Source organism: Trichocoleus sp. DQ-A3, assembly GCF_039961975.1.
Taxonomy (GTDB): Bacteria; Cyanobacteriota; Cyanobacteriia; order Cyanobacteriales; family FACHB-T130; genus FACHB-T130.
Genome location: NZ_JAMPKC010000009.1, coordinates 179,145 through 193,115 on the forward strand (window position 1 = coordinate 179,145; position 13,971 = coordinate 193,115).

The following is a 13,971-nucleotide window of genomic DNA, read 5'->3' on the forward strand; positions in this document are numbered from 1 at the left end:
CTTATAACGAATAAACTTGACCATCAATCAGCAAGCGAGTAATTCCCTTAGCTTGCAGTTGCGAACAAGTTTTCTGAAGCATCCTGCCATCTGGAACTTTAATCACTCGTTGGGTGCGGTTCGAGAACCTACGAGCTACCCGATGGTTATCGAAAACTGGCAGTGTTCTCTGTTGAACTTCTTGGGCAGGAATTTGTCCGAGATCGCTGAACTCTCGCAGGGGTCTAGCGATTAATTCTGCTGCTCGGTCTACAACTAAGTAGCAGGTTTTAGGAAGCACCGCGTTAGACAGCGGTAAAACTTGAACGCTAGCACGGTTTTGTCGCTTAAAGGTTCCTGCTGGAATCGGACTTTCTAGAGTTGGCGTATCATCCCAGTCGTCTTCGTCTTGGAGGTCTTCTAAATCGTCGTCGTCATCCTCGTCGTCCTCGTCCTCTTCGTCTTCTAAATCCGTCAGGTCTTCCCCCAGCATCTCTTCTATGACACTGGCTTCTGCACTGTAATTGTTATCAAGTAGATCGGGGTTGTTACTTGGTGCGGCATCCACAGCCAGCTGAAAAAGTGGCAGAGAAGAATCGATCCCAGGGAAAATTTCGGAAGGAATGTTTTCTTGCTCTTGTGCCCTCTCTTCCTCTGTAGAGACTGAGGAGCGCCTGCGACGCCTCCGTGGGGCGGTAGGGCTTGCCTCTACTGATTCCTCACTATCACTATCTGCAAAAGATTCTTGAGTGTGGGGAAAGGATTCTTCGCTCTTTACCGATGCGGTCAGCGATGTTTCTACTGGCTCGTCGTCAGCTTCAGTGGCAGGTTCGGAAATTGAATGGGAGCGATTGGTTCGCTTTTGCTGGATTAGGGCTTCATATTCTGGCTCGGATAGACGACTTTTTAAAAGACGGCTAATCGTTGAATTACTGACATCATAACGACTAGCCAGGGTTGAGGTTGTCTCTCCTGGCTGTCGATACAGGTTGAGGATGTCGCGCTTATCTAATTCGGAGAGTTTTCTCACACTCATGCTACTTCCTAAGCACGTTTGCGTCCGCTACGACGGGAACGACTGGATGTATCAAATTCCAGGACAGCGCCAATGGCAAACAGGACGCCGCTGAAGACCCAAAATACTTCCAATAGTCCTCCGCTTTGATAATCATCACCAATGAACTTATCGGCGTATTTCAGCCACATATCAGCAACGTAGTATGAAAAAGCTGCCCCAGCAATCATCCGCCAAGACTGAGAAAAACGACCCCCCCAAAAGGCTAGCAATACGGTCGAGGCAACGATCAACAGAAAGATATCGCTAACAACGTAAAAAATGTTCAAAAATGTCCCTAATGGCTCTAGAAATTTTTCTACTGATAGAACCCAGGCTGGAGCCTGATTTTCTCCAGTAGGAGCAGAGGGTTTTGCTTGTGCTGTTTTCACCACAGTAGCGGTTTTATTGACGGCTGGTGCTTTGGTGGCAGCGATCGCTTTCTTGGGTGAAGTCGCCTTCGCTATCTGTGTTGTTCCCTGTGTTGTTCCTACGGGTAAAGGTGGGGTTGCAGCGGATGCATTATTCGGGGAGGCAACCTGTAACCAGACTGCTAAGGCAATTCCGGCAACTGCGATCGCTGCAACGGTTGCCCACTGCCAAACTTCTAGATTCAGTCGCCGTGAGATGACAGCTAAAATCATTCCCCAGGCAAGAAATAAATAGGCAGGGACAAAAAACAAATCCCCAGGTGACACAATGGGTTCTTGGTGTAAAACCAGTTCCCAGTAGCAAAACAACAGGTTCCCGAGAAAATAGCACAACATCCCCAGTCCAAATCCCAGCCAGACGTTACGTCCGCTAACAATCTGGGGACTGCGCCAGTTTCTAAAACACAGCACTGCTGCGCCTAGGTAAGCTACCTCTTCAAAAATGTAAGTTCCAATCGAGTACCAAAGCGGACGCTCCTCTCCGGGCGCAGAAATGCTAAACAGCAGAAAATACAGTAGCGCTAGCACACCCCAGATTATTCCCGCAACGATTACTGTCTGTACGCTCAGAAGGGATTGTAAACCGGATACCTTTTCCGATGACTTTTCTAAAGAACTGCTCATAGTTTTTCAAAACAAGGATGCACGCAAGGTTTAATCGCAAATGCAATTCAATTAATAATCTGCTAACAAATCTCCTTTAAGAAGCGCAAGTGTCTCATCTTAATGCAAGCTTTGGCATATTTCCCAAACATTTTTTAGATTAGCGCCACAGCTTACCTAGGGGAGATTGATTTAGCCACTCCAGGAACTGAGACCGCTCTCCTGGTTGCATATCTTGTAATGTATCCTTTACTCCTTGGGCAAAGTGGGTATTGCCGAAATATTCCTTACCCAAGCGATGCAGTTCTTGTAACAAGGTGATCAGATGATGTTCCTCCCAAGGGGGAATTTGGAGGCTACTCAAAGGGTCCATTGTTAGCAAGTTTTTCACAGCTTCCGGCCCATCCGCACTGGGAAAGTGCCACTGACGGAAGACATCGCTAAGGTCTTTTTGAAATAATCCGGCTTGTCTGTTTCCTAATAGGTCTTCAACGTCTATGTAAACCGCCTGGAGCAACAAAAGGCAAGCTTGGGCGAGAGGGACAATTTTGACGTCACTACTAGCCTCCGCAGCCAGCTGATCTAGACGAATTTTGCCCCAGACGCTATACCGATCTGGCTCTTCCAGCAAAACGCAGGCTTTGCCACGGTTATCGGTAAGGTCTCGCCAAAAGGCTCTGGCTTCTTCTGCTTGATTAGCTGCAAATACACTGATCAAGCGAAAGGTTTGCCCCTGATAAGTGAGAATCGGGATCTGTTGCTCCCGCTTGGGGTGCTGAATGCTAGAAATTTCAACATCCTGCCGTTTCAGAATAAACATGACACTGGCAAATGACTCCTGACTTGGCCGGGGGCGTGGTGCGGCTAAAAAGCGATCGCCACGAAACTATATAAGGGCGCGATCCAGCCCTGGTGCTGGGATAAAATCGGACAACGCCGCGAGTGCGTCCGCGTAGCGCCTATCGCCTTGACTAATACACTATCGTATCCAAAGGTCTGGGTATGTTGGTTTCTAGTTTACATTGAGCTTAAAGCTGCTTGAGCGATATATTTGGAAAGCTTTGGCTTTCTGGGTTGCTTTGCAGCACTCGGCACAGATACAATCTACGACAGAGCCAAGTTTGGCGATCCATTTTCATGTGGGTGCGTAACTCAGGTGGATAGAGTAGCTGCCTTCTAAGCAGTTTGTCGGGGGTTCGAGTCCCTCCGCACCCGTTTTAACTCAATAAAAATCCTTATTTTCAAAAATTGGGTAATAAAGGTGCATAAGGCAGGGAAAACGCATCTAAAATGCTGGATGTCTCTCCCCGTAGGAATTTTATCAGTTGCTCAGCCTTAAGCCTAAATGCTTGAACCCCTTGTCGAGTAGGTATTTCACAGATAAGATGCGTTTGTCTTGGGGCGCAAGGCAACAACACCAGCGTAGTTATCATCATAAGGTTTATAGCTCGTGACCTGTTCTTAATACCGCCACAACCAAGTTAATTTTTGGCTATAAAGCACGATCGATTAGAATCAGCCAACTCTTTTAGGGTTAGCGACACTCTACACGAGTTTTTTTAGTATTTTTGTCAAAGCTCGATTAGAGAAATTGCGAGTCATCTATTGCTTTAGGAGCCCCTTATATTTTTGGAACCTAAGAATTATGTAAATAGGTGGTAAATTGTCATTCTTGCTTGTAGGAATCTGAATTCATCAATACTGCCACAGGATTCTGCAATGTATGACGTGTATTTAGCTAGTGACAAATCAAGCCGCTCATGGCTTATATGCGATTTAATCATCCTATCTGTAGCTGCTAAAGTTTTTCATCTATAGCACCTCTAGACTCTTTAAAAGCGGTCAGAAAATAAGTTATCAGTTGCATATCTCTAGTTAGAGAGCGATGCGTGTACTCTCATGAAGAAGATACTTCCTGGATATCTAAAAGATTGGGTAGAATCTCCAGAAACATGACTTCTGAAGTAAGCTCATTTGAATAAAACTTTGATTAAGTCATTTGCTGAAAAAGCCCGTGACGAGGATTGAACTCGTGACCTCACCCTTACCAAGGGTGTGCTCTACCACTGAGCCACACGGGCAGTTTTAGAAGTTGTAAGCGTTAAATTTTGATTCGGTTATCTTAATTAAAGAATAACTCAAAACTTATGGCTTAGAACTTTTGTTGCGTGGTGGGCCGAGCTGGATTTGAACCAGCGTAGGCATAGCCAGCGGATTTACAGTCCGCCCCCATTAACCACTCGGGCATCGACCCATTTGTTCCACGATTAATAATCGTAGCACAAGGTTTGGGAAATGCAAAAGTTTTTTTTGAAAATTGATTTTATAGCTGTGGAAAAAGTGACGGGCAGTGCAAGTCAGACGATGAGAGCGGGAATCTACATTGCTTACTCCTACATGGATCTCTGTCCTCTGAATCAGCCGCCACCAGAGCGCGTGGCATTTTTCGTAGCGATCGCTCGACTGGGAAAGTCACTTTCATCGTAAATTTCGCCAACCAGCTCCTCCAGAATGTCTTCCAGCGTGATCAACCCCACCGTGCCCCCATACTCATCGACGACGATGGCAATGTGAAGGCGTTGTTGCAACATATCCTTCAGTAGATTGGCGGCTCGTTTCGTGTCCGGCACGTATACTGGCGGGTCCATCGCCTCTGTCACCAAGCCATTATCAATCCCTTCTTTTTTCAAAAACCTCAGCTGCTGGAGCGCTCGCTTTAGGTGAACAACGCCGACAATTTGATCCTTAGACTCCTCCTGCACGGGAATACGGGAATATCCTGTTTCCAGACACAGATTCACAAACTCCTGCAAGGTCGCTTCATGAGAGATTGTCCTCATGTCAATCCGTGGCTTAACCAGATCGCGGGTGCTGAGACTGTCTAGCATCAAGGCTTTGTTGAGCAGCTGGTGTTTGTGTAAATCTAGATGCCCCTTGCCTCCCAAAATTTCAATCATCAGATGGAGATCTCTTAAAGACTCTCCCTCTTGAACAACACCCCCCTGAAACAGGCGAATTACCCGCTGAGTAATTTGCTCAAATAAATAAATAAGCGGGCCGAGAACGATAGATAGCAAGTAAATCGGGCGAACGGCAAACTTAAAAACTGGCATGACATTGTTGATTGCCAGAGATTTAGGGGTAACTTCTCCAAAAATCAGCACTAGAAAAGTAACAACAGCAGTAGCAATTCCCAATCCTGCATTCCCTAACCAGAGGGCAAATAAGTTACTGGTCAGAATTGCTGAAAAATTATTAACTAGATTGTTACCCACTAGGAGGGTAGTGATAAACCGACCCCGATTTTCTAAGACCAGCGCAAACATCCGGCGCGGGTCTCCTTGCTCTTGAATCAGCGCCCTGAGTTTAAGGTTGTCGAGGGCTGTAATCGCCGTTTCCGAGCCGGAGAAAAAAGCAGAAAGCAAAAGCATCAATCCCAGCACCGCGATATCGAGCCAAACACTTCCTAAAAGGGGACCCAGATCGGAAGTAACTAGAATATATGACTGAACGGGTAAAACAATCACGGGAAGCTGTAAAAGGCAAAAGTTAAAAAGCAAAAGGAAAAAGAAAGATTTTTCACTTTTGCCTTTTTCCTTTTAACTTTAGAGTAGCTCACCTGTTTCTTGTAGGGAGTGCAAACGTCGGTAAATTCCTTTGCGGTGCAGTAGTTCAGTATGGCTGCCGACTTCTACAATTTGACCTTGATCGAGAACTACAATTTTGTCTGCTTCCCGGATGGTACTAAGTCTGTGAGCAATGATAATGGTGGTGCGGGTGCCAAGGATGCTACGCATTGCTAACTGAATTGAGCGCTCAGATTCGTAGTCGAGGCTAGAAGTTGCTTCATCAAAGATGAGGATATCTGGATCGACCAAGAGTGCCCTAGCAATTCCCAAGCGCTGTCGTTGTCCCCCAGACAGCCGCATTCCCCGCTCTCCAACAACGGTGTAGTACCCTTGCGGCAGATGCTCAATGACTTCGTCTACTCTGGCAATGCGGCAAGCTTCCTGAACCTGTTCAACCGTAGCTTTGGGGTTGCCATAGGTAAGGTTTTCAAGCAACGTCCCGTTGAAAATATCTACTTCCTGGTGAACAATTGCCAGACGCCGCCGATAGCCAGTGACATCCAAAGTGCGAATGTCTTGACCATCCATTAAAATCTGACCTTGATGGGGTTCAAAATACCGGAACAGAAGCTTGACTAAGGTAGACTTACCCGACCCCGAACGCCCCACCAGCGCTACAGTTTGATAAGGTTCGATGAGTAGGTTAATGTTTTCTAAAACTGGGCGATCGCTGTCATAGCCAAAGCTCAGATGGGAAAATTCGACTTTGCCGGTAAATTGATAGGACAATTCAGAACCACGAGAATCCTGAGTTCCTCCTTCTGCCATCTGCGTTCTGGTTTGAGACAGAATGACCCCATCTACGCCTACAGGTAGGTGCATGAACTCGTGGAACCGGAGCATGGAGGCATAGCGACGAGCAAATATCTCAGCGAGGTTACTAATAGGTTCTAGCTCCGAGTAAGCCATGCTGGAGATGGTCAACGTAGTAACGAAGTGTCCTAGTGAAATCTTTCCCTGTAAGGTGGCGTTGAGGGTCAAACCAAGTACTAAAAAGACACAAAACTGGATGATCGTCCTTTGGGAAGTAGCTAGGATGACGTAACCTCTATGAATGCGGTAGTCAACAACTTTAAACTCCCGCTCTAGGCGCTGTCGTTGACGCTCCAGTTCTCTCTGTTCGGTGGCAAAGGCTTTGACGGTTTTAATGTTGGTAATAATTTCCGAAGTACGACTTTCAGTATTTTCCTGATATCGATCCAGTTTCTGTTCGCGATCGCTCAGTTGCTTGAGGTCTTTGAGGGTGAAGCTGAGGATGAAGATGAAGGAAATTAGGAAAATTACGGCAATTCGCCACTCAATTAGCCAGATCATCGCAAAGATACCCAGCACCCGAACGAGTTTGGGAATCAACTGTCCGGCGACTTCAGGATAAGTCCAGGTGTGATTAGCGAGTCCTCTAGCAACTCGTCCGGCGATTCGTCCGGGGTTGTTTTCTTCGTAAAATTCTAGCGGTAGAGTGACGATTTTTTCGAGGACTTTTATGCTGTGGTCTCGACGCGATCGCAAGGCTGTATCCCAGTGAAACCAGATGCCGAGCCAAGGCTGAATGGGCGCTCTAACGACGGTGACTAACAAGATTAATCCCATTAGCACTGAGAGGGAAAGGAATCGATTTGCCGGTAAGTTGCTAACTTCAGCGATGAGAGCGATCGCATTTTGCAATCCCCGATCCAGCGGTTGACCGGACAGTACGTTGAGAATCTGCCCAATTGTGTAAGGAACTACCAGATCGATGATTTCAAAGAGACTAGATGCCGCAATACTTAAAAGCGCGACGATTCGATATTTTCGGTAATAACCGAGGATATCCCGAATGCTTGCCATAATTCTTTCTTGATGAAAAATAGCCAATAAAAAATTCCAGAGTCAGGCTCAAAAAGCGACTCTAGAAAAACTTGTATCTTGCATCCAGTAACTTCATATCGCAGCTACACAAACCAAACCCATCTCCATAGGTTTGAAAACATTTCACTTGTCTTTAGTCAAGCAAAAGGTTGGTGTAGTCCTATGCAGCCTGAGGCAAAAGATACGCGAAAGACATTTTGGGTTGCATAACAAAGTGACTCCCGAACAAGGAAGTTTTACAGGAGCTTTGAGATAACCTATCGATTGAACTTATGGCTTCATCAGCATCGGTAGTGGCCTCGGTTTAGTAGCGAGTTACATAGCGTAGGCTGAGTGAAGTGCCCACCAAACAAGAAAAGCAATACCACCCAAAACCAACACAGATGAGATAGCGATCGCTTTTGGGCTATCAGCTCCCTCGAACTTCATAATTCCACGGTTCAAGTCTGACATAAGGCTGCGATCCTCCTTGATTCGGAGCTAGACAACAATTTGTAAACAGATCTTAACCCATGACTAGGTTAGCGGCTGAGGGAGGATTCGTCTATCACCCGAATGGGTCATAAATGGGTTGGGTTAAGATGGGAGCGACTTTTAAGACTGCAAAACTTAAGTGCTGCAAGATTTAAGCTAGATCGGGTCACGATCTATGTACATAGGGGATTATCCGTGAAAATTGTGCTGATTGTTTTGGCAGTTGTTGTAGGGTTGGTACTGGCGGTAGAGGTGGGATTGCGGCTGCTATTTGGCTTTGGAAATCCCTTGATTTATATTGCCGATGAACAGATTGGATATTTATTAGCGCCAAATCAGCGGACTCGCAGGTTTGGCAATCTGATAGAAATTAATCAGTATTCAATGCGAAGCCCAAAAATCACGGAAACTCGCCCTGAATCTACGCTGCGGGTGCTGCTGTTGGGAGATTCCATTGCGAATGGTGGCTGGTGGACAGATCAGGCTGAGACGCTTTCAGCCATGATGACTCAACAGTTGCAATCCTCTATTGATGGTAAAACTTTTAAGCAAATAGAAGTTCTCAACGCTTCAGCGAACTCTTGGTGTCCGCGCAATGAATTAGCGTACTTAAAGCAGTTTGGTACGTTCGATGCTCAGGTAGTCGTGTTGCTGATTAATACTGACGATCTGTTCGGGACTGCGCCAACTTCAATCCCGGTGGGGCGCGATCGCAATTACCCCGACCAAAAACCGCCCCTAGCGCTTGTAGAGGCATTCAGCCGCTATTTGTTAAAGGCACCGCCAGTACCAGAGATGAAAGCAGTGAACGCGGAATCAGGCGATCGCGTTGGCCTTAATTTAAAAGCCATTCAAGAAATCCAGACAATCGCAGAGCAAAAAGGTGCCCGCTTCTTGCTCGCAATGACGCCCCTAAAGAGGGAATTGGGCGAACCGGGTTCCCGGGATTATGAACTAAAAGCGCGAGTGCGCCTCATCGACTTAACCCAAAACCAGCACATTGCCTACATAGATTTTCTACCCATTTTCAACTCAAAAGAGCAGCCAGAGAACCTCTACCGAGATCATATTCATCTCAGCCCTCAAGGGAATCAGCTGGTTAATGAAGAAATTGGGCGATCGCTCAGTCAATTAAAAATGCAAAATTAAAAATTAAAAATTGTGGGATTCTTACTTTGGTAGTGGTAAAACATAGTGTTAATTAGTAGTAGAACCCTTGGAAAAAAAAGGTTTTCAAGCTAATTATCGCTACTTCTACAACACACCTTCCATTTTTAATTTTTAATTTTTAATTCTTTAGAAGGAAACAGCTACAGCCGGAGAACTCAGACACCGACAATCCCAGTCTGGTTGCTGCCAAACCTGACCATCGAGAGCCATCTGATCGATCAAACTCGCCAGACGCAAAGCTTTAAGCGCCTGTTCGCCGCCTACAGAGGGTTGATTCCCACCGCGCACGCAGTTAACAAAATGCTCTAACTCCGCGTGAAGCGGCTCAATATTACTGGTGTAGACTTTCTCAATTAACCCATCCTGTCGGTAAAGCACCTGACCATAATCTGTCATATAATTGGCAGTCGTTTGCCGGTGAATCAGAATTTCATTGTTGAGAAAATCTGCCTCAGTTAGAGAATTTTTACAATGGGCAGCAATGCGACGAATTTTGCGGTGTGTCACCTTACTGGCTGTTAGCGTGGCGACAATTCCGTTGGCAAAGCCTAGGGTAGCAGTCACGTAATCTAAATAGCCGGAATCAGAGGCACGACTACCACTAGCGGTCAATTTGACTACCGGCGCAGCGGATAGTTCTAGCAACAGGTCAATATCATGGATCATCAGATCCAAGACGACAGAGACATCGTTAGCCCGTTGCGAGTAAGGACTCATGCGATGAGCCTCTAGGGCAAGCAATTCTTCTGTTTTCAGAACTTTGCTGAGTTCTTGAAAAGCCGGGTTAAACCGCTCAATATGTCCTACTTGGAGAATCGAGTGCGATTCGGCTGCGGCATTGACGAGGGATTCAGCCTCGGCAATACTGGCGGCAATTGGCTTTTCAATCAAGACATGAATCCCTGCTTGCAGGCAAGTCATGCCAACCTCATGATGCAGCCTTGTCGGAACGGCAATGCAGACAGCGTCTACATAGGGGATTAAGTCATGATAGTTTTCAAAAAAGCGAGCGCGATACTTACTCGCAGTATCCAAACCCCGCTCAACATTAATATCTGATACACCAACCAGTTCCACATCTTTAAGCAGACTCAGAACGCGGGTGTGATGCTGTCCCATATTACCGACCCCAATCACGCCAACGCGGATCGGTTGCGGCTGGTTACGCTGCTGATGAGCGTCTGGCTGTCTTGCTGGCATGCTATCTTGCACTCCTGTATGCTCCTCCACCACTAGGATTAAATCAATTGGCAACGTTTAGTCGCCTGAGACGATCCAGATGGTATCATAGTGCCTTCTTTTGTGAAGAATTTCAAAGCTGTGTCTAACTTTCTCAAATTCGTGAGATTTATCTTATCTTCCATTTTGTTGAGGTTTGTAAATTAGTAACTGGTAAATGTGTCACTTTCTCTCCCGTCCATTTGGTGAGGACTGAGGGCTGAGGGCTGAGGGCTGAGGACTGAGAGTTGAGGACTGAGGGCTGAGGAATTTAGTAGCCAGTAAGCGGTCAATTATCAAGACGTGATGGTGGGAAACATCTGAAAGTTGGCAGAAGTAAAAATCTGGGGATGAGGGGGCTGGGACGTGAAAGCGGTTGTTTTGTTGTCTGGGGGGCTAGATTCTTCGACGGTACTGTATCAAGCAAAGGTTGATGGCTGTGAGTGTTATGCCATCTCATTCGATTACCAGCAGCGACACCAGCGAGAGTTAGAGTCTGCGACAACGATCGCTCGCCTCGCTGGTATACGAGAACATCAGGTAGTGGCGTTTGATTTGCGTCGCTGGGGCGGTTCTGCGCTCACAGACAGTACCATTAACGTACCAGAAGGGCGATCGCTTGATGAAATGGATCAAAGTATCCCCGTGACCTATGTCCCCGCCCGAAATACCATCTTTTTGAGCTTTGCCCTCGCTTATGCAGAAACCATCAATGCCCAGCGGGTTTATATTGGCGTTAATGCTTTAGATTATTCCGGCTATCCCGATTGTCGTCCCGATTATATCCAGGCAATGCAGGAAGTCTTTCGACTGGGAACAAAACAGGGACGAGAGGGACAGCCAATTAGCATCATGACGCCCCTGATAGACCTGAAAAAAACGGAAATCATTCAGATGGGGAATCGGCTAGGCGTTCCTTGGGAGCAAACTTGGTCTTGCTATACCGGGAGCGAAGTGGCTTGTGGCGTCTGTGATTCCTGCCAGTTGCGTCTAGCTGCTTTTGCTGAGCTAGGATTACAAGACCCCCTTCCTTATGCACCCAAGAGTCACTAAAGTTGGGGATATTCCTGCCGTAAACGAGAGGCAAGTGAAAATCTAAACGCGATCATTCAAAATTTCTGCTGAATCCTGATTCCTGATTCGTTATTTCTGATTTCTTGGTGTCATCCGCTGCAACCTTGGCATCTGAGACATTTGAATCTGAGCCATCTGAATCTGACATATTTGAGACATCAGACCCGTTAGTTTCATTGCTAGCAACTGTCGCCTCTCGTCGGTGAATGCGAATTTGGTGCAAGCGAGGACCCTCGGCGGAAACGATAGTCAGCTCAAGGTTGTCAAAGCGCAAGGTTTCACCTTGGGTAGGAATTCTCTGATAGTGGTAAAGCACGAAGCCGCCCAAGGTTTGGTATTTATCAATCAAGGGCAAGTTGAGATCGAGAAATTCGTTGACTTCTTCCAAATTCATCTGTGCTTGTACCAGAAAAGTTTGCTCATCCAAAATTTGCACAGCTAACTCTTCTTTATCCTCAGCTTTTGGCTCGTAGCCGATAATTTCAGCAATCAAATCCTCAATTGTTACTAACCCCGCGGTGCCGCCAAATTCATCCACAACGATCGCCATTGCCAGGTGACTTCGCTGCATCATCGGCAAAAGTTCGCTTAAAGGCTGTCCTTCCGGCACAAATCGAGCGGGTCGAATCCAAGGCTGAATTGGTGTATCTAAAGTTAGTTCGCCTTTGGCTAGAGGTTCAGCTAACTCTTTGAAGTAGATAATGCCGCGAATATCGTCAAGGGATTCTCCTGTGACGGGATAGCGGGAGTGACCCGTGGTAGTAATTTCATCTAGAAAGATTTGAAAAGTGGCTTCACAGGGAATAGAGGCAATGCTGGTGCGGGGAACCATGACTTCTTCCGCCAACACCTCACCAAACTCAAACACGTTGTTGAGCAACTCTCGTTCTTCAGCTTCCAGTCCCGTAGATTCGCGCTCTGTGGTGATAATCATTTGCAATTCTTCGGGGGTAACGCGCGTATACCAGCCTTGTCCAGTGTACTGAATGCCTACCAGCCGCAAGAGTAAGCGTGTCGATTGGTTGAGAATCCAGATGAATGGGTTGAAAAAGCGGGCGATCGCTCTGATTGGCAGTCCCAAAAACCTTGCCATCTGTTCTGAGTAAAGCAGTGCCACTGATTTCGGGGATAGTTCACCCAAAACAATTTGTAGATAGGCAATCAGGAAGAAAGCAACTGGCACCGAAAGGGAATGAGCGATCGCTGCTTTGACCTCCCAAGATAAGGGTAAGTGCGCGATTGAAGCAGACACGAGGATTGCCATTGTACTCTCACCAATCCAGCCGAGAGCCAAACTAGACAGAGTAATCCCCAGTTGAGTAGTAGAAAGCAGCCGATCGATGCTGCCTTGCAAGTTTTGAACCGTTTTTGCTTGAATATCGCCCGCTTCGACTAGTTGATTGATGCGCGATCTCCGCACCGAAACTATCGAAAATTCAGCGATGACAAAAAAACCATTAATCGCAATCAGTAGTAGCACCGATAATAATCGCAGCAAAACGTCTTGCGCGGTGAGCCTAGGAAAAGCATTCACCGTCAAGATCGCCAACACGGGGGTATCCATCCGTAACCAGGGTATTGGGTATTGGGTAATGGGCAACGAATTGTCGGTAATCGGTCGTCGGTAATAAGTAGTGGGTAGAATCCTCTACCCCCTGTACGGTCATAATACAGAGACAGCTCCTATTACCGACCACTTAACACCTAACGCCTACTTCACCACTGGAATTCCAGACATTTTCAGCTGGAGTTTTTGATCTGGATAATCTGTCAGAGTCAATGAAAGCTGCTTAGCGTCTTCCAGTAAAGCCGTGGGAATACTCACCGTCCCCGAAAAGCTTTGCCCATTCGGTGGCAATTCTCCTGGCAGCCCTTCAGTCACAGCACTTAAAGCTCGACCTTGGTCGTCCGTTACATTTAAGAAGCTATACAGAAACCGTACAGCATTCCCTCCTTCATTCTTCAGGCTCACATTCAGCAACAAAGAACCTCCTTGCTGACGCGCTGAGCCTATCTCCAGCTTCACGCCCTTATCCTGACTGGTAATCGGGAAATTTTGCTGTTTACTGTCCTGCTCAGAGGTTTCCTCAGGAGTGTTAGGCTTGCTGTCGCTTGTGGTTTCCGCTTCCTTCTGTTCAGGCTTAATAACAGGTTTAGCCTTGCCGCTCATTTGTGCTTTGACACTTGCCAGGATATCAACCTCGCGCAAAATTGCTACTCCTTCTTTACCAGGAGTTGCCCGCTTAGTCCCAGCTAATTTATTGGTAGGGCGCACATCCGGCTGCGTTACTCCTTTAAGGGCTTCATGACCTACAGTAAACCCCCACATCGCACTTACAAAGCCAGCGCCTAACATCATAGCAAGCAAAATTAACGTAAGTGCGACAGTTGAATTTAGTTTCATTGGTTGCTCAAGCTACAAAAATTGCCGCGACACCGATCAACTGCTATACATAGCTTACGACTGACAGCAGTGGAACCTATGATAGCG

11 protein-coding genes and 3 tRNA genes are annotated in these 13,971 nt (G+C 46.7%); 3 read left to right on the forward strand and 11 right to left on the reverse strand.

What is annotated here, in order from left to right; translation table 11 throughout:
- Position 1 precedes the first annotated feature (1 nt).
- The 3 genes from NDI44_RS15980 to NDI44_RS15990 form a co-directional block, all read right to left on the reverse strand.
- Positions 2–1,015 carry a transposase gene (locus tag NDI44_RS15980; RefSeq protein ID WP_190411917.1) on the reverse strand — a complete coding sequence of 338 codons (1,014 nt, stop codon included), beginning with the start codon at positions 1,013–1,015 and terminating at the stop codon, positions 2–4.
- A gap of 8 nt (positions 1,016–1,023) precedes the next feature.
- Positions 1,024–2,088, reverse strand: coding sequence for a hypothetical protein (locus NDI44_RS15985; RefSeq protein WP_190411918.1), 1,065 nt, complete (start codon positions 2,086–2,088; stop codon positions 1,024–1,026).
- A gap of 139 nt (positions 2,089–2,227) precedes the next feature.
- On the reverse strand, positions 2,228–2,887 hold the full coding sequence (locus NDI44_RS15990; RefSeq protein ID WP_190411919.1) for an Npun_F0813 family protein: 660 nt from the start codon (positions 2,885–2,887) through the stop codon (positions 2,228–2,230).
- Positions 2,888–3,208: 321 nt separating this feature from the next.
- On the opposite strand from NDI44_RS15990, the gene NDI44_RS15995 reads away from it, so the two are divergent.
- Positions 3,209–3,282, forward strand: a tRNA-Arg gene (locus NDI44_RS15995).
- Between the two features lie 794 nt (positions 3,283–4,076).
- Here NDI44_RS15995 and NDI44_RS16000 read toward each other — a convergent pair.
- From NDI44_RS16000 to NDI44_RS16020, 5 genes are all read right to left on the reverse strand, one after another.
- Positions 4,077–4,148: transfer RNA gene (locus NDI44_RS16000), tRNA-Thr, on the reverse strand.
- A gap of 88 nt (positions 4,149–4,236) precedes the next feature.
- Positions 4,237–4,321: transfer RNA gene (locus NDI44_RS16005), tRNA-Tyr, on the reverse strand.
- 163 nt (positions 4,322–4,484) lie between these two features.
- Positions 4,485–5,594 (reverse strand): CNNM domain-containing protein, encoded by a 1,110-nt coding sequence (locus tag NDI44_RS16010; protein WP_190411920.1) that lies wholly within the window; start codon positions 5,592–5,594, stop codon positions 4,485–4,487.
- Between the two features lie 78 nt (positions 5,595–5,672).
- Complete coding sequence (locus NDI44_RS16015; protein ID WP_190411921.1) at positions 5,673–7,523, reverse strand: ABC transporter ATP-binding protein; 1,851 nt, start codon at positions 7,521–7,523, stop codon at positions 5,673–5,675.
- A 336-nt stretch (positions 7,524–7,859) separates the two neighbouring features.
- Positions 7,860–7,997 (reverse strand): hypothetical protein, encoded by a 138-nt coding sequence (locus tag NDI44_RS16020; protein WP_190411922.1) that lies wholly within the window; start codon positions 7,995–7,997, stop codon positions 7,860–7,862.
- Positions 7,998–8,213: 216 nt separating this feature from the next.
- Here NDI44_RS16020 and NDI44_RS16025 point away from each other — a divergent pair, with 216 nt between their 5' ends.
- Complete coding sequence (locus tag NDI44_RS16025; protein WP_339380620.1) at positions 8,214–9,167, forward strand: SGNH/GDSL hydrolase family protein; 954 nt, start codon at positions 8,214–8,216, stop codon at positions 9,165–9,167.
- Positions 9,168–9,314: 147 nt separating this feature from the next.
- Here the strand turns inward: NDI44_RS16025 and NDI44_RS16030 are convergent, their stop codons facing one another.
- Positions 9,315–10,388, reverse strand: coding sequence for a Gfo/Idh/MocA family oxidoreductase (locus NDI44_RS16030; protein WP_190411946.1), 1,074 nt, complete (start codon positions 10,386–10,388; stop codon positions 9,315–9,317).
- 384 nt (positions 10,389–10,772) lie between these two features.
- Between NDI44_RS16030 and queC the strand changes: the two genes are divergently transcribed.
- Positions 10,773–11,459, forward strand: a complete 687-nt coding sequence (queC, locus tag NDI44_RS16035; protein WP_190411924.1) for a 7-cyano-7-deazaguanine synthase QueC — start codon at positions 10,773–10,775, stop codon at positions 11,457–11,459.
- 52 nt (positions 11,460–11,511) lie between these two features.
- Here queC and NDI44_RS16040 read toward each other — a convergent pair whose 3' ends face one another.
- Together NDI44_RS16040 and NDI44_RS16045 are read right to left on the reverse strand one after the other, a co-directional pair.
- Entirely contained in the window at positions 11,512–13,044 is a 1,533-nt protein-coding gene (locus tag NDI44_RS16040) for a hemolysin family protein (RefSeq protein ID WP_190411925.1), read from the reverse strand.
- A gap of 147 nt (positions 13,045–13,191) precedes the next feature.
- The gene (locus NDI44_RS16045; RefSeq protein WP_190411926.1) at positions 13,192–13,884 is read right to left on the reverse strand and encodes a hypothetical protein; all 693 of its coding nucleotides are present in this window, start codon (positions 13,882–13,884) and stop codon (positions 13,192–13,194) included.
- Between the last annotated feature and the right edge of the window lie 87 nt (positions 13,885–13,971).